General features: G+C 58.1%; 12 protein-coding genes. 1 reads left to right on the forward strand and 11 read right to left on the reverse strand.

The window, feature by feature from the left end; genetic code table 11:
- Window positions 1-254 precede the first annotated feature (254 nt).
- From BJP08_RS11415 to BJP08_RS06525, 8 genes are all read right to left on the reverse strand, one after another.
- Window positions 255-836 carry a hypothetical protein gene (locus BJP08_RS11415; protein ID WP_143110033.1) on the reverse strand — a complete coding sequence of 194 codons (582 nt, stop codon included), beginning with the start codon at window positions 834-836 and terminating at the stop codon, window positions 255-257.
- A gap of 236 nt (window positions 837-1,072) precedes the next feature.
- The gene (locus tag BJP08_RS06495; protein WP_255364786.1) at window positions 1,073-1,360 is read right to left on the reverse strand and encodes a hypothetical protein; all 288 of its coding nucleotides are present in this window, start codon (window positions 1,358-1,360) and stop codon (window positions 1,073-1,075) included.
- 194 nt (window positions 1,361-1,554) lie between these two features.
- Window positions 1,555-5,115, reverse strand: a complete 3,561-nt coding sequence (locus BJP08_RS06500; protein ID WP_071568837.1) for an LPXTG cell wall anchor domain-containing protein — start codon at window positions 5,113-5,115, stop codon at window positions 1,555-1,557.
- 21 nt (window positions 5,116-5,136) lie between these two features.
- Entirely contained in the window at window positions 5,137-6,051 is a 915-nt protein-coding gene (locus tag BJP08_RS06505) for a SpaA isopeptide-forming pilin-related protein (RefSeq protein ID WP_071568838.1), read from the reverse strand.
- Window positions 6,051-6,959 (reverse strand): class C sortase, encoded by a 909-nt coding sequence (locus BJP08_RS06510; RefSeq protein ID WP_255364787.1) that lies wholly within the window; start codon window positions 6,957-6,959, stop codon window positions 6,051-6,053. Before BJP08_RS06510 ends, BJP08_RS06505 begins: the two co-directional genes overlap by 1 nt.
- Window positions 6,960-7,093: 134 nt before the next feature.
- Window positions 7,094-8,590 carry a SpaH/EbpB family LPXTG-anchored major pilin gene (locus BJP08_RS06515; RefSeq protein WP_071568839.1) on the reverse strand — a complete coding sequence of 499 codons (1,497 nt, stop codon included), beginning with the start codon at window positions 8,588-8,590 and terminating at the stop codon, window positions 7,094-7,096.
- Between the two features lie 551 nt (window positions 8,591-9,141).
- Window positions 9,142-10,782 carry a chaperonin GroEL gene (groL, locus tag BJP08_RS06520; RefSeq protein WP_071565924.1) on the reverse strand — a complete coding sequence of 547 codons (1,641 nt, stop codon included), beginning with the start codon at window positions 10,780-10,782 and terminating at the stop codon, window positions 9,142-9,144.
- Window positions 10,783-10,884: 102 nt separating this feature from the next.
- Window positions 10,885-12,885 carry an OPT family oligopeptide transporter gene (locus BJP08_RS06525; RefSeq protein WP_071568840.1) on the reverse strand — a complete coding sequence of 667 codons (2,001 nt, stop codon included), beginning with the start codon at window positions 12,883-12,885 and terminating at the stop codon, window positions 10,885-10,887.
- Between the two features lie 78 nt (window positions 12,886-12,963).
- On the opposite strand from BJP08_RS06525, the gene BJP08_RS06530 reads away from it, so the two are divergent.
- On the forward strand, window positions 12,964-14,307 hold the full coding sequence (locus BJP08_RS06530; protein WP_071568841.1) for a dipeptidase: 1,344 nt from the start codon (window positions 12,964-12,966) through the stop codon (window positions 14,305-14,307).
- A gap of 72 nt (window positions 14,308-14,379) precedes the next feature.
- Here BJP08_RS06530 and BJP08_RS06535 read toward each other — a convergent pair whose 3' ends face one another.
- From BJP08_RS06535 to BJP08_RS06545, 3 genes are read right to left on the reverse strand one after another with little or no spacing between them, the layout of a single operon-like run.
- Entirely contained in the window at window positions 14,380-14,652 is a 273-nt protein-coding gene (locus tag BJP08_RS06535) for a type II toxin-antitoxin system Phd/YefM family antitoxin (RefSeq protein WP_071568842.1), read from the reverse strand.
- A 10-nt stretch (window positions 14,653-14,662) separates the two neighbouring features.
- Window positions 14,663-15,490: a nucleotidyl transferase AbiEii/AbiGii toxin family protein gene (locus BJP08_RS06540; RefSeq protein WP_071568843.1), complete on the reverse strand. Its 828-nt coding sequence runs from the start codon at window positions 15,488-15,490 to the stop codon at window positions 14,663-14,665.
- Window positions 15,487-16,020 (reverse strand): type IV toxin-antitoxin system AbiEi family antitoxin domain-containing protein, encoded by a 534-nt coding sequence (locus BJP08_RS06545; RefSeq protein WP_143110034.1) that lies wholly within the window; start codon window positions 16,018-16,020, stop codon window positions 15,487-15,489. The genes BJP08_RS06540 and BJP08_RS06545 overlap by 4 nt, the downstream gene beginning before the upstream one ends.
- Window positions 16,021-16,149 lie beyond the last annotated feature (129 nt).

The raw sequence follows: 16,149 nt of genomic DNA on the forward strand, positions 1-16,149 counted from the left end.
GTGCGGCTGCACGGTGCGAGCACCCGAACTGATGTTCTATTCTGCGTTAAAAATGCTGCTTATTCAGCAACCTCATTATCGCGCGGTAATCCGTCATGAGCGAACTCCTTCCAGCTGATGCCACATCTGTGTAGTGCGGCTACCGAAAGTATGTATGTGAAGGGATATCCAGTGCGACCAGATACTCACTGTGGTCCTACCGGATAATCACGACACTGTTATCAAATAGCCGGTCACAACAGTTAACCTCGGCTCTAACGAACGCGAACCTTTTCGAGTGACGTGCTTTTCTGCGGATCAAGAATTTCAATCGGCACATGGAGATTAGCAATAGCTTCGTCCCCTAATTTGTTTAAGGCTTTTTGCAGTGGGCCGGTAAGCGGGGAATGAGACGATATCGTTTTGCCATATTCTTGCGTACCAAGAACGCTCATTTCATTGTGATAACGTATGGTTGCGGCGTAAGCGGAAGTTAATTCGTTGATACACTTTCCTAGCGCAGGATGCGTGACCTCGAGTTCAAGTTCGCGAACCGATAAAAAGCAGCCAGTATAATAATCTTCCCATATCCCGACTAAATCGTTAGCCAAATTTGAACTTCCGTTATCGCTATTGACGGCCTGCTCGTCAAACTTCCGAACCCTGTCTTTGACCCTATGTCTTGTTACGGATGCTTCGCTACGAAGTTCACGGACACACTTGGCCACAGCATGCCTTTGCCTAGCATAATCTTCGCGTAAAAGCTTATCGTGCAGCTCCTGATCTAACCTAAGGTACTCGCGCTCACGTCTCTCTTCTTCAGCCTTCTGACCGCGTTTTCGACTCTCTTCCGCCATGGACGAGGTCAAATAACTACTTCAAACTGCACCTATCAGCGCTGCAATAGCTACAATCGATGAAGCAATGATCTGTACCATGAGTTCTCCTTACTAGAAAATCCTAGGGTGAAGATCGCAACAAATTAGTTTTCCCATAGCAGTCTAACAATGTTTTGTCCATAGGGTTTTTGGACACGGAGTCCGGCGGCTTCTTGGACACGGAATCCATGGTGTTCTTAGGCACTACTAGCGACTTACGGTTGCAGCCTGCGTTTCGGCCGGGGCTTGGATAGTTTCGGGTTCATCCGCGGTGGTTGGCGATGTTTCATTCCTTCGACGAGGTTGATGTTGATCTGACCACCTGGCGGGCGGCGGCTCAACGTGATCGGCAGGGACACGCTGAAACGGAATTCACCATCATGGGTCGTGTAGAGCTCCGTAACATTATCGACTGTGACTGTGGAGTAGTGCCTGCGGTTTTTAAACCTCAAATCAATGTAGAGACCGAAGCCGCATACGCGTACAACGCCATCTTTGCTCACGCAGAGTTAGTCTGGGATACCCCAATGGTTTGTTGATTGTTTGGTCGGTGTCGTTAGTGTGGGTTTATCGGTAGGGGCTGGGGCCCCTTTAATTTGCTGACTACACGTACCAAATAGCCTCACCTCACGGCCGACAACCTCGGTCGGCTATCGCTAGATCGAAAGACGTGCCGACCAGGTTGCATGGCCACACCCTAGTCTCGCTGCCTCCGAGTCCCCATCGCAGCACCTAGTCCTATCACTAAGAAGCCCGCAACAGTCGGAGCGAAAAGCCCGATGCCACCCGTCTTGGGCAAATTGCCCTGCCTTACGTTGGCGACCTTCAGCGAGATCACTGGACGGGAGTTTCCAGCAAACACCTTGCCTTCGGTAACCTCCGCTGGGAGAGAGTTAGAGTAGTTCACTCCGTCGAAGTATTGAATCTGATAGCCACCGTTTGCGGCGCTCTCAATTTTGAATTTGAGCGGCTGAACTAGAAGAGCGTACTGCGCACCATTGGCTTGTGGCGCCCTGGTCTCTGTAAGTGTGTATTCGATGCCGGGTCGCATGAGCTTCTCAACAGAGTATGTCGCGGTTCCTCCAGTAAGGGGGTGATTCTTCACCTGCCCGTCTTCAATCCAGGACAGGTTGAACTCGGCGCCGCTTAGGCTTCCTGTGACTCCGTCAGCATCCACTTTCTCTAGCTGCAAGTCGAGGCCAGTTTCGGACTTACGGTTGGCAACGACACAGCGAACAGATGCGTATGGCTCAGCCTTGACGATGAACCCGTTTTCACCATCGTTAACGACTTCGGCTACGGATTCAAAGTATCCAGGGTTATCTTTGCCAGGTTCCTTAAAACCAATCGTTTGCGTACAGACCGCGTTTTTACCGTCTTGGGGCATCAACGTAAACCCGGGTTGGGATTGTTCGTTGACTTTCAGACTGGTCTTCGAGTTTGAGACGATTCGCCAAGCGGCTTCGCCTTTGACTGTCTTATTCGGAGCATCGACCGTCTCGCGGGCAGTCAGCTGCGAGGACGAACTGACCGCGCCGGTTGGGTTCCCCAAGTCCGGGTTATTGAGAATCCTGTAGCCGTTCTTCAAGATGTTCTGCGCAGCAGCGTCGCTCGCGTTGAATCGCCATCCTGGTGCAGCCTCGTCTAGCAGTTTCCCGTTTTCGTCGTAGGTTTGCTTTTGGACGATCAGCTCACCTTCGCAATAGGTCTTTTGCTCATCTACGACCTTCTTCAATGCGCCCGCGAGATCAGTATAGGTGTCATACTTCTTTGGGACACCGGTCCAGGATATGTACTCGGCGGTTTGCTGGAAGTTGAGGGTTCCTAGGGCCCAGTCCTTCACATTTTTCTTCCAATCGTACGGGGATTGTCGGTCGTTAATGATCTTGAAGGCGCCGTGTTCGATGGCCGTCTTGAAGTTCGGATAGGAGTCATCGTTAGGGTACTGGTAGGCGGATAGCTTCTTCTTCTGTGCATCAGACAGTGTCTCCTGGTACCACCAGATGTATTTGTTCAAATTAGGCTGAGTGGTACGCAAAATATCTCGCAAAACGAGCTCTTCATCAACCGTTTGACCATTGCGCATTTTAACATTCACGAGCAGTGGCTCAATGCGGGTACCTTCGTTCTTAATCTCGTTGGCTCTCTCGATCGCAAGCCTCAAAGAAGTCTTTTGGACGTACTGGCCTCCACCAGGTTTGTTAGCCTGCCAACCTAGGTCGTCGAATGTAGGCATACCATCAGTGATGAAGTAGACAAGGTCGTACCCCTTGCCTTTCACCTGTTTCAAACCGGCTTCCCAGTTTGTCGACGGGCTGCCGTCTGGCCAATACTTCCAGCCTTCAATGGCATTCTTTGCGCGTTCGAACCCTGCCTGCGTACTCAAGCTTGTGGAAGGCATAACTTCTCTCGCGCCGGTACCAAACTCGTACAAACCCACCTCTGTAAGAGTGCCGTTCAGTGCTTCAACGACAGACATCGCGGGAAGGATGTAATCTTCGTCAGGGCCTCGGCGTTTCTTCGCCTGGTCGTACGGAAGATCCTTACGGAATTTCACCGATGCTGAGCGGTCTGCGACAATCGCGATTTTGAGTCCACATTTTTTCGGCAGAACTGGGTTTGGTACAGGATCGGGCAAATCCCGACGGTCGAAATCGGCCGGAAACTCGATTTTCCCCGTGTCTGTCTGTGTCTTTACAGGCTCGCCATAAATGTCGACCATACCGTCAATTGTTATCGGGTTGTTGAAGTAGCTTCCTGAAACTATAAAGTTCGAGCCTTTCTCAACAAGCACAGAGTCGACGACTTTTCCATCCTTCATCGGGACGACTTTGAACAAGACGTTGTCGCCGTCGTTATTGCCTGGAAGCTTCTCGAGCTTAAATTTCACTCCGGGTTCAATGAGGTTCGCATCAAAGTGAAAGTACTTCCAATCAAACGAGCTGCTTGGAGCTTTGATTTTTACAATGGCTTCTTTGAATTTGATGCGAGACTCAACAGTAGTAGAGGCCTCAAAGTGTGGCCCTTCTGCGTTAAAACTAGGATCCGTGAGTTGAACGCCACCATGCCCGGAAAACTGAACCAATTTATCGGGTTTCACGGTCGGCTTTTCTAGCTCCTGGCCCCAAATCTGTGCAGCGTACCACCCATTTGGTGGACCAATCAGGTTCATAGTGACCGTGTCACCAGGCTGGAATTCAATATCCGTAATTTCGGGAACGAGCCGGAACTCCGTGTCAAAGGACTTACCCAGATTATTTTTGTTCCAAAACCGCTGGTTTGCGAAATCGGCGTTTTCCTTTTGACCAACCGTCCGAAAAGTGACTTCTCTACTGACAACAGTTTGATCTGCTCGAGTGACACGAATCCGTACAGGGCCTTCAACGCTCTTAGTGTTTGAGTCGTTTCTCTGTTTTTTGACCGCAAAACGAGTCAACCGGTATGCAGGCTTATCGCCTGTAGCCGTAAATGAAATTTCTGGATTTCCATTCACATACCTATAGCTGAAATCTTGCTTCGCAGAAAGCTCTTTGTCAGGCCAGCCGGGAATAGTCGCGACGTCACGGTTCTGCCCCACTAACTGATCCGGAGCCTCCTCCGCCGGGCGCCCCTTCCCATAACCGGACGCGGTAAGCTGCGCCTCGGACGGCACTTCGGCGCTCTCGGCGATCGCGTACTCACCGGCGTCGGTCGCGCGGACCTCGATCTCAACGACCTGTGGCGGGATGGTGTGCAGGGCGTTCAGGTTGAACGCCACAAAGCCGCCGTCAGCGGAGTTCACGAAGCCGTAGTCGTAAGGCTCGAGCTTGCGGCCGTCAGCGGTGACGGACAGGACTTCCTTAATCTCGCCTTTGCCCGCGCGCTGCAGCGCGAAGATGTTTTCCTTCGACGCCTTGCCGCCGAACTCCCATGCCTCGCCCTCGGGGTCGTTGACCACGATGCGGTCAACGTCGCCCTTGCGCTCGACGGTCACGGAGTTCGCGGTAGCCGGGGCCTCTGCTGGTTTCGAAGCAGATGCAGAGGCAGCGGCAGGCGCCGAAGGCGTGGCGGAGGACGACGGGGTGCCGTCGTCCATCCACGAGTAGGTGGGCAGACCGGCGTCGTCGGTGGGGATGTCGGAGACCGTCGTGGTCTCCTCCGCATGCACGGCCGGGTACGCGCCCAGGCCAGCGGCGAGTGCCACCGAAGCAAACACAGCGGCGAGGCCACGGGCACGGTGCCGAGCAGGAGATCCTGCAGGTTTGATAAAGTTTCGCATCTTTCTTTCCCTACTTCCGCTTTACCGTGTCTCGTTCTTGCTTCGCCGCGCCAGGAACAATCCCAGCACAATTAACAGTCCGCCAAGTCCCGCGGCCCACAGCACGTTCGCACCTGTGGACGCCAGCGACCCGCGCTCTTTCTCGGGGACGGCGCGGGGGTGGGTGACGGTGGTGACCACGCCGTTCGGTTTCGTTGTCACGATTGTCGACGGCACCGTGGTCGTCACCGTTGTCGGTGTGCCATTCGGTGGAGTCGTGGTGTACGTCGTCCGGATAGTGGTGCTCACCCGAGGAGGTGTCGACGTCGTCGTCTTCGTCGTGGTCACCGTGTGACCGGGCTTTGTTGGCGTGGTTGATGGTGGCTCCGAAGGCTCCCACGGTGGTGGGGTGCCGTAGCTCTTGTCCCACTTCATCACGAGGACGTTCTCGTACTCGTAGCGGATGCCGCGCTCGTCAGGAAGTGGGAGGATGAGCAGCTTTGGGCTGCTCAGGTGGTACTCGTACTTCGTGTCCGGGGCGGACTCCTCCACCAGGTACAGGCCCGGCGTGAGGTTGTCGAAAAGGACTTCGCCGCGCTGGTTCGTCGCCTTCGTTTCGATGACGTCGAGGCCGCGCGTGCGGGCGTCGTCAAGCGTGGTTTTCTTTGCCACGTTGCTGCCCTGTTGCGTCGTGATGTCGATGCCCCGCACCTTCGACAAGGTGAACTTGGCGCCGGCGATGGCTGGAGGCTTCTGGCCGGCCGGGACCTGGTCGTATGGGTTGGTGCCCTGCTTCTTCAGCAGGAGCTGGATCGGCTTATTCTTATCGATGCTCGCCGGGTCCAGCTTCGCATCATTGCCGCTAATTGGGCGCACATCAGCCACCGCGGGCGTCAACGCACCCGCGGCGAGCATCGTGGCTGCACCACACGCTGCCAATAGTTGGGACAAGCGCATTAGGACAGAACCTCCTCGTTCACAGCGCCGGAACGGTCGCTCTTCTTCTTTTCGCGGTACACCCACCAGATCAGCGCCAGCAGGATCAGCAGGGACACCCCGCCGAGCGCCCACATCCACCACTGCAGGGTGGAGGTGGAGTCGTCGAGGACGCTGGCCTCGTCTGGGTCCATGGGTACTCGCTCCGCGTGGACGAGCAACCGGTGCGTATTGATGCCGTACGGCGTACAAGTGATCAACGTCAGCAGGTCGCGCTCCGGGTCGGCGCGCAGGCTGTCGGTCTCATCCGGCAGCACAACTTCGATGTCGTACACCTTGTACTTCATGCGCTCGCCGAACGTGGAGACGTAGATGGCGTCGCCGACTTTAATGTCGGAAAGGTTGTCGAACAGGGTGGACGTCGTTAAGCCTGTGTGACCCGTGATGACCGAGTGGAACCCCTTGCCACCTGTGGGAAGCGCCGACCCGTACAGGTGGCCAAGGCCCTTCTGCAGGGTGTCCTCCGCCGTGCCGTGGAAAACGGGCAGGCGCAGGTCAATCGCCGGAATCGCAATCTGCGACATCGCCGACACACCCTCCAGCTGACGCTCGTACTCCTTGTAATCAGCGTTGTCCTCGCTGATGCGGGCGAGCCACGGGTCGAGGATCGGCCCGTCGGTGTGCGCCTCGTTGTACGCCTTCGCGGCTTCGAATGCCGTATTTACTTCTTCGACTGGTGTTTGTTGCAGCTCTTCCTCGTAGAGCTTCGCTACCTGCTCCTGCACCCGGTTGTTCCACTGCGTCGCAATGACCGGATACATGAGCACCGCAATGCCCACCAGCACCAGGATGACCGGCAGCGCCATACGCTTGAAGAACGACTGTTGCCCCGGCTCCCGCCGATGCTTCGCCTTCACCTCTGTTGCCACCGCGTCTTCCTTTCATTTGGCACGTCTTATCGACGTCCCCTTCTTCCAAAACTGGGGCGGGAGTTTCAAGCCGTCCCGCCGACCGGCCATCCCCTGCGGGGCTTCCCGCAGGGGGCTCCTACATCACGTACGGATTACGCGGTGCGGGAGTTACGACGTGCCGTGTAGACACCGCCGCCGATGATCGCGAGACCCGCCAGGGCCACGATCAAAATACCCATGCCACCGGTGGATGGGAGGGTGTTCGGGGACTTCTGGTTCTTGACTTCAACCGCAGCTTCGATGGTCTTCACCGGCGCCTTGGTATCCGGGTTTACGTCACCGCGCTTCAGCTCAAAAGGAATAAGAGCGTCGTTCGCGATGTAACCTGCAGGAGCCTTCGTCTCCTTCAAGCAGAAGTCAGTCTTAGGATCTGCTTCACTGTTGTTCTCGAAGTCCTCGACGTGGATGCCGGAAATCGTCACCGTACCGTCATCACCAGTCTTGAAGACGTTGGTTACCTTGTCGGCGGTGCTGGACATTGCGTTACGGTTGCCGCCCTCGAGCTCGACAAGCTTTCCGCCTTCAGCCTTGCAACCAACAAGCGCGAATTCCGCGCCCGGCAGCGGCTTCTTCTCCTCGTTGGTCTTCGTGACCTTCAGGTTGCCCCAGTAGCTGTGCACCTTATTCGTTGGCTGCTCAGTGTCGTGCTCCGAGCTGCCGTTATTGTAAATCAAGGTGCCTTCGTTCGGAATGTGCTGGACAGCTTCCTTGGTCTTGGTCTTGATGGTCGTCTTTACTGGGACTCCTGCTTGCAGCTTCTTCAAACCTTCAGCAGTGAACTTCACTTCCACCTTCTGGCCGTCAATGTTGACCTGGTAATCTGCATTGACCGTGTAACCTTCGACAGTCACGTTCTCTGGCTTCGGAGCTTCCAGCTTCTCATTGAGTACATCTCGCACGATGTACTTCGTCAGCGTGCCAGTAGGCACACCCGTGGTCAGGGTGTAGGTGTATTCATCACCAACGTTGGCCCACTCATCCTTGACTTCCTTCGTCACCGTGTTTTCGGTGTTCTTCGGGTAAGCATGAACGTCGTAGATCCAGTCGGTGCCATCCTGGTTCGTCATCGGCACGTAAACCAAGAACGGTGCACCAGGGACGACACCAGCAGGTGCCTTGGTCTCGACGACGCGGTACAGACCACGCTTGAGATTCTCGAACTTGACATCGCCACCGTTAGCGGTCGTACCAGTTGCTACGTCGGCCTTTTCCGGCGTGATCTTCAGAATATCTGCAGTCTTGTTGTCCTTGTAGGTCTTTGCAGCTTCCTGCCAGTCCTGGTCCGTATTCAAGGACTTGATCAAATCAAGCTTGTACTCAACTCCATCAAGCCCGGATCCAGGAACACCCTGCATTTCCTGGCCGTTTGCCTGCGCTCCTGGCTGCTCAGTGCTGGAAAGCTTCTTCTTGTGCAGTGTCAGCGACAGCGTCTTGTTGCTATCGATACCGGCACCAGTCACATTCGATGTGTGCGCCGCCTGTGCTGCGTCCTGCGCCATCGCGTCCTGCGCCGCGATGCCGGCGGAACCGGCGAAGGTCAGGCCTGCAGCGATTGCGATCGCGGCGGTTTTCTTGAGGGCAATTGCCATTTGGTTTCCTTCCAAAAGAGGTTGCTCGGGCCCCTCAGCGCGCTTCAAGAAGTTAGGTCTCTTGCGCACACGTCAGTGGCCCAACTTTGGGAACACATTGAATCTAATCACCCCCCCCCCGCTTTGTCCAGGCGGATTTGAACGAATCTCAAGGTTTCTCAGTCGACATATTCTCCTATTTTCGCTGAGCAAATCGGTTTTATTCGTTGACCATTGCTTATGTAACCAACCGGCCATTATTGCTAGACATTCATGCCTAGCTTCTCCGCTAAAACTCTAAGAATTTCCTCATACTTCGCAGGCTGCTGCAGGCGCGGTTTCAGGCCTGCTCCCTCCGGGGCCTTTTGCTGCCACAATCATTCCAGTCGACCTCTTCCGGTCGACCAACGCTGGCCAACGCAAAACCGATGCCGAACCACACGCAAATCTGTTCACAAAATCTCTAGCAAGGTTTTGTGAACACATCCCGCCCAAGCAAAGAAGCAAAAATCCCGGGCCACCCCACCGCGAAAGCGGGGCGCCCGAGATACAGCCAGCCGGAAGCTAGCGTTTTACATCATGCCTGCCATGGCGTCTGGGTCCATGCCACCGGCTGCACCGGCTGGCTCAGGCTTGTCGGCAACGACGGCCTCAGTGGTCAGGAACAGGGCCGCGATGGAGGCAGCGTTCTGCAGTGCGGAGCGCGTCACCTTTGCCGGGTCGTTAATGCCGGCTTCCATCATGTCCACGTACTCGCCGTTGGAGGCGTTCAGGCCCTGGCCGTCAGGCAGGTTGGCAACCTTGTCGGCGACAACGCCTGGCTCCAGACCAGCGTTCAGAGCGATCTGCTTCAGCGGTGCGGAAAGCGCCTCGCGGACGATCTTCACACCGGTTGCTTCGTCGCCTTCGAACCCGAGGTCGTCGACAAGCTCGCGGGCGGCCTGCAGGAGGGCGACGCCACCGCCGGCGACGATACCTTCCTCGACGGCTGCCTTCGCGTTGCGGACGGCGTCCTCGATGCGCAGCTTCTGCTCCTTGAGCTCAACTTCGGTGGCCGCGCCGACCTTGATCACTGCGACGCCGCCGGCCAGTTTGGCCAGGCGTTCCTGCAGCTTCTCGCGGTCATAGTCGGAGTCGGAGTGCTCGATTTCGGCGCGGATCTGCTTGACGCGGCCGTCGATCTGTGCCTGGTCGCCGGCGCCCTGGACGATGGTGGTCTCGTCCTTGGTCACGACAACCTTGCGTGCCTGACCCAGCAGGCCCAGCTCTGCGGTCTCCAGGGAGAGGCCGACCTCCTCGGAGATGACCTGGCCGCCGGTGAGGATGGCGAGGTCCTGCAGCATTGCCTTGCGGCGGTCGCCGAAGCCCGGTGCCTTGACGGCGACGGACTTGAAGGTGCCGCGGATCTTGTTCACAACGAGGGTAGAGAGGGCTTCGCCCTCGACGTCCTCGGCGATGATCAGCAGTGGTTTGCCGGACTGCATGACCTGCTCCAGCAGCGGGACGAGGTCCTTGACGTTGGAGATCTTGGAGGAGACCAGCAGGATGTATGGGTCTTCCAGGACGGCTTCGCCGCGCTCCATGTCGGTGGCGAAGTATGCGGAGATGAAGCCCTTGTCAAAGCGCATGCCCTCGGTGACTTCGAGGTCAACGCCGAAGGTGTTGGACTCCTCAACGGTGATGACGGATTCCTTGTTTACCGCACCGTTGCCGACGGCGTACATCGCCTCAGCGATCTTCTTGCCGATCTCCGGGTCGGAGGCCGAAATGCCAGCCGTGGAGGCGATCTGCTCCTGGGTCTCTACTTCCTTCGCGTTATCCAGCAGGTACTTGGACACCTTCTCGGTCGCTGCCTGGATGCCGCGCTTGATGCCCATCGGGTTGGAGCCAGCTGCGACGTTGCGCAGGCCCTCGCGGACCAACGCCTGTGCCAGGACGGTTGCGGTGGTGGTGCCGTCGCCGGCGACGTCGTCAGTCTTCTTGGCTACTTCCTTGACCAGCTCGGCGCCGATCTTTTCGTATGGGTCCTCGAGGTCAATCTCGCGGGCGATGGTGACGCCGTCGTTGGTAATGGTTGGTGCGCCCCAGGACTTCTCCAGGACGACGTTGCGCCCCTTCGGCCCAAGGGTGACCTTGACGGCGTCGGCTAGTGTGTTCAGGCCGTTTTCCAGGCTGCGGCGTGCTTCCTCGTCGAATGCGATCATCTTAGCCATGTAAGTTTTCTCCTTGTATTCGTCGTAAAGTGCAGGCGCCCGCGACGGCACGGTTGGCGCGTGGCCAACCTCACCCGCGTTAGCACTCAATTGCCTCGAGTGCTAAGACACAGTTTTAGCACTCTCGCCCGCCGAGTGCAAGGAACCATCTTCGGCAACCGAGGTGACCTTGGAGCGCGTCTTCGAGTACACGAACCACACCAACACAACGAACAGGGCCGTACTAAACCACGGCGTCCAGGACTGCTCCGTGAACACCTCCAGCGGGCTCTCCCCCGCCGCGCCCGCGATCAGCGCCGCGTTGAGCACGCCGAACAGAGACTCGCCCACGATCATGCCCGTGGCCACCAGCGTGCCCATCCGGCGCGCGAAGTCCGGGTGGCGCTGCACCTGCGCCCAACGGTTATAGATGTATCCGATCAGCCCTCCGATCGGCACGATGACCGTCACCGCCACTGGCAGGTACATGCCCATGCCCACAGCCAGCGGCGGCAAGCTGTACTTGCCCGTGGTGCGGGTGAGGGTCTCGTCGATAATGATGAGCACAACGCCGATGCCCGCGCCCAGCAGGATCAAGCCCCAATCAAGCGAGCTGTTGAAAATGCCGTTCGCCACCGAGGACATCAGCGCCGCCTGCGGAGCCGCGAGCGCGTCCGGGCCTGCGCCCTCCATGCCCTGGAAGCCGAAGCCGGTGAGCATCACCTGCAGGATCGGCGGGATGACCACCGAGCCGAACAGCACACCAATAATCAGCGCCACCTGCTGCTTCCACGGCGTCGCACCCACGAGCTGGCCCGTCTTGAGGTCCTGCAAATTATCGTTCGAAATCGTGGCGATGCCAAACACAATCGCCGCCGTAAACAGCGTGTACGCCACCAGCGAGCTCGCATTCGCGTCCGTGCCCGCCATGAACGCACCGATCAGCAGCGCGCACGAGAGCACCGCAATAATGCCAATCGAGGAAATCGGGGAGTTCGACGCCCCAATCAACCCCGCCATATAGCCACACACCGACGCCACAATCAGGCCAATGACCAGGATGAACAGCACCGAGATCATGGTCAGCGACAGCGCGTGCTCGTGAATGTCGGTGCCGCGCACGAAGTTCCACAGCAGCAGGCCAATCGGCAGCATCGACGCCACAATCACAACCGCCACGATCGGGAACGGGATGTCACGCTCCGTCACATCGACGGCCACGCCCTCGTGCCTCTTTTTCGACGCCGCCAACGACGAAGCAATACCCGTCGCAATCGGCTTCGCGATCTTGATCAGCGTCCACAGCGCCGCCACCGCCATCGTGCCCACACCGATAAAGCGGATCTCGTCCGCGAACGTCGTGGAGACAACCTCGGCAAGCTCCAGGCCGTCGCCCATATGGGCCGCCGACTTCATCGGCAGCAGGATTGCAAAGGAAATCACGACGCCGACCAGCATCGCAATCCCCACCGGCAAGCCCACCAAGTGCCCCACGCCCAGCAGCGCCAAGGACAACGAGCCACCCATCATCGTGCCGCCCCCACCAACACGGAAGAACCCAGCAACCTCGCTGGCCGCCGCCTTCATGGCCGTCAATAAGGAATAGAACGCCGACGCAACCGCACCAAGAATAATCACGCGCAGACCCTCAGAGTTCTCCGCGTGATCACGCTCCGAACCACCATTATCCCCGTCGCCGACGCGCAGCACCTCCGCCGCCGCGACACCCTCCGGGTACGGCAAATCCGAACCAGTCACCAGCGCGCGACGCAACGGAATCGAATACATCACGCCCAACGTGCCACCCAGGGCACAGACCAGGGCGGTCGTCCAGAAGGGGAAACCCTGCCAGTAGCCGACCATCACCAAGCCCGGAAGGACGAAAATAATCGCCGAAAGCGTACCCGCCGCCGACGCAATCGTCTGCACAATGTTGTTCTCACGCACATTGTGCCCAGCAAACTTCCGCAGCACCGCCATGGAAATCACCGCCGCCGGAATGGACGTGGCAAAAGTCAACCCGACCTTCAACCCCAAATACACATTCGCAGCAGTAAACACCAAGGTGATCAAGCCACCAATGATGATCCCGCGCAGCGTCAACTCACGCATCGTCGAGGCCATTGCAAGACCTTTCAATATATAGGCATAAAAACGAACGGAAAGGATTGTACTCCTCGCCTTAGTGGTACTTTCGACCACATGACACAAACAGCTTTTACCCCAAACCGTGACCGCATTTTCGACGACCTCTCCGCCCTCGTCAGCTTCAACTCCCCACACTCCACGCCTGAGCTCGCCGACCAGCATGAAGCCACCTGCGCCTGGACCGTGAACGCGCTCGAAGCCCTCGGACTGGACGTGACCCGCCACGCGACCGTCGATAATGCTGACACCATCATCGCCACCAAACCAGCCGTCGGCGACGCCCCCACCGTCCTCCTCTACTCCCACTACGACGTCGTGCCCGCCAACAACCCCGACGCCTGGACCAGCGACCCCTTCACCCTCACCGAACGCGACGGCCGCTGGTACGGCCGCGGCGCCGCCGACTGCAAAGGCAACCTCGCCATGCACCTCGAAGCACTCCGCCTCATCCAGGCCAACGGCGGCACCGACCTCGGCATCAAAGTTGTAGTCGAAGGCTCCGAGGAGCTCGGTGGCGACGACGGCCTCGGCAAACTTATCGACGCCCACCCCGACCTGTTCAGCGCCGACGCCATCATGATCGCCGACTCGGGCAACGCCGCCGTCGGCGTCCCAACGCTCACCACCTCCCTGCGCGGCGGCGCCCAGATCAACGTGACCGTCGAAACGCTGGAAGGCGCCGTCCACTCCGGCTCCTTCGGCGGCGCAGCCCCCGACGCCGCCCACGCCCTGGTCCGCATCACCGACTCCCTCTTCGACGACACCGGCCGCACCACCATCGACGGCATCGACTGCACCGCCACCTGGAACGGCCAACCCTACCCAGCCGACACCTTCGCCACCGACGCCGGCGTCCTCGACGGCGTCACCCTCAACGGCACCCCCGACGACAACCCCGCCGACATGGTCTGGGCCCGCCCCGCCATCACCATGATCGGCTTCACCTCCACCCCCGTCGCCGACGCCGTCAACGCCGTCAACCACCGCGCCGAAGCCCAATACAACCTCCGCGTCCCCGCAGGCACCGACGCCGCCGCCATCGCCAACGCCGTCAAGGAGCACATCCACGCCCACACCCCCAACGGCGCCCACGTCACCGTCGAAATCTCCGGCGTCAACGAACCATTCGCCACCGACCCCAACCACCCCGCCATCGCCCTATTCGGCGACTGCCTCCAAACCGCCTACGACGGCGCCGACCTCGCCCTCATCGGCTCCGGCGGCTCCATCCCACTCACCATCACGCTGCAGAACCACTTCCCCGACGCCGCCATCGCCCTCTACGGCGTCGAAGAACCGCAGTGCGGCATCCACGGCGTCGACGAATCCGTCGACCCCACCGAAATCGAACGCATCGCGGTGGCCGAAGCGCTCTTCCTGCAGCAGTACGGGAAGTAGCCGGCGTTTCGGCTGGGTTTCGGCTGGGTTTCGGCTGGCTGGGGCGGAGAGGGCGTCGAAAAGCTAGTGCGTCTAAAGCTCCGACGGGTCAATACCGAACTCAGCCAGGACATCCTGGAGGCTGATGCGCTTGCCGCTGTCGGCCAGCATTCGTGTGAGCGCGAGCGCCAGGTCCAGGGCGTCCTGCCGCTCCGCTTCGAGCCGCTCAAACTCGCCCGCAGACATGATGACGGCTACCGGCTCGCCGTCGTCGATGATCACCTTGCGCTCATGCAGCCCCAAGCCGAACACATGGTGCGAAGTGTTTCGCGCAAGATCCGCGAGATCCACGTTGGAAGCAATCAATTCGGTACCCCTAACTGCAATCTATCCTTTTGACCAGGTCATTACCCCAACGGATAGCGTCATCTAAGTCTAATATTTCGACTCCAGGAAGCGTCATGTTCTCCACCGCGGCCGTATAAACACCGTCCCAGTCCTCGCCCCTAACAAATTCGGGCGGCCATGAGTGATCGCCTCTGTACTTGAACGTTTGCTCGCACAGCTCTTTTGTTCTGCTGTAGTCAATTTCTTCATTAGCCACGAGTATCTGCAGATCTACGAGATCATGCGCTCGCTGACTATTAGGAAATGTAGCCGCATGTATTTTCTGTGCAATTTGGTGTTCAGGCTTCATAACCGGTACAGGGTCCGGTGCGTCAAACCCCAGGTCCGTGAACAACGACGAGAGCTCATCCGAAATCTGCTTATCCGCAGAGTCCGCAACGTGTAGCTCGTTATGCGCCACCTCAAACCTCACGGTCTTCCAGTCCTTCCCTTCGTACTGGAGCTTGATATCAAAAGGAGTCATCACATACTGTGGCGGAACCCCTGCGGGGCTGGGCTTCTTCACCTGCTTCACTCTCCCAGTAAAGCCTTGCCATCCCACTTCAAGTTTGCACTCCAGTTCATCCAAGAAGTGGGCTTCGTCCTGCTGTCGCGCGGCATCGAGATCCTTTGTGGCACGAGCTCCACTGCCGTAGCGAACAGCCATCGCACTTCCGCCTTTGATCACTCCCTGTGGAAGCATCTGTGCAACTACAACAAGCGCCATCACGTTCTGTCGCTGTGTCTCACGCGCCTGATCGTTTTCTATGTTTCTGATCTTCTGTCGCAGGGACACAATGTTTACCGGCCGACTCATCCCACCAGCCCCTTCAGCTCCCGATACTGCTTGCCCCGGATGAACCCTTCCTGGTAGGCGTCTTCCACCATCGCCTCCCAACGGTCAGCCATAACCGCCGGACGAACCTCCACGAGTGCCTCCGCGACGGGCTGCGACGGAATACCGTGATATTTCTTCACCTGAGCGTCCGCTGGAGCGGACCTGATCCGCCATGTTCGAGGCACTTTCCGGCGGTGTCGACGCGGCGAAGCTAGATAGACATTCTTAGGATTGAGCTCACCGATCCCGGTAACCTGCAATGTGGTTTCTCCACATGCATGCACGCCAGCACCTAGCGTGAGAATAATTTCGCGGAGAAAATCAAACTCGTCGGTGGCAGGATAGTACGGATCCCGATAAACGCCACGCTCCCGCTTTTCGACGGCCCCTCGCGCCGCAAGCTTCCGCAACTCAACATCAGGCACACCCCGTGCACGGGCAAGGGCCGGAGTGACATACCCATCGTTTTCTAAAGCGATTTGCCGTAGCTTCTCTCTATACGTTGCCATGGACAAACCATACCGTTTTTGGTGCTGTTTGTCCATCAAACTGCTCGCCTGGATCTTCACCGACCCAGCCCAGAGGGCTCAAAGCGTGGGATTGGAAGCGTCGCACTCCTTTAACACCTCGATACGAAC

Origin of the sequence: Corynebacterium sp. NML140438, assembly GCF_001875725.1 — a bacterium.
In the GTDB taxonomy this organism is placed as follows: Bacteria; Actinomycetota; Actinomycetes; order Mycobacteriales; family Mycobacteriaceae; genus Corynebacterium.

Coding starts and splice junctions, on each gene's coding strand:
- BJP08_RS11415 (WP_143110033.1), bottom strand. CDS start 836: ATGGCGGAAGAGAGTCGAAAACGCGGTCAGAAGGCTGAAGAAGAGAGA.
- BJP08_RS06500 (WP_071568837.1), bottom strand. CDS start 5,115: ATGCGAAACTTTATCAAACCTGCAGGATCTCCTGCTCGGCACCGTGCC.
- BJP08_RS06505 (WP_071568838.1), bottom strand. CDS start 6,051: ATGCGCTTGTCCCAACTATTGGCAGCGTGTGGTGCAGCCACGATGCTC.
- BJP08_RS06515 (WP_071568839.1), bottom strand. CDS start 8,590: ATGGCAATTGCCCTCAAGAAAACCGCCGCGATCGCAATCGCTGCAGGC.
- groL (WP_071565924.1), bottom strand. CDS start 10,782: ATGGCTAAGATGATCGCATTCGACGAGGAAGCACGCCGCAGCCTGGAA.
- BJP08_RS06525 (WP_071568840.1), bottom strand. CDS start 12,885: ATGGCCTCGACGATGCGTGAGTTGACGCTGCGCGGGATCATCATTGGT.
- BJP08_RS06530 (WP_071568841.1), top strand. CDS start 12,964: ATGACACAAACAGCTTTTACCCCAAACCGTGACCGCATTTTCGACGAC.
- BJP08_RS06540 (WP_071568843.1), bottom strand. CDS start 15,490: ATGAGTCGGCCGGTAAACATTGTGTCCCTGCGACAGAAGATCAGAAAC.
- BJP08_RS06545 (WP_143110034.1), bottom strand. CDS start 16,020: ATGGCAACGTATAGAGAGAAGCTACGGCAAATCGCTTTAGAAAACGAT.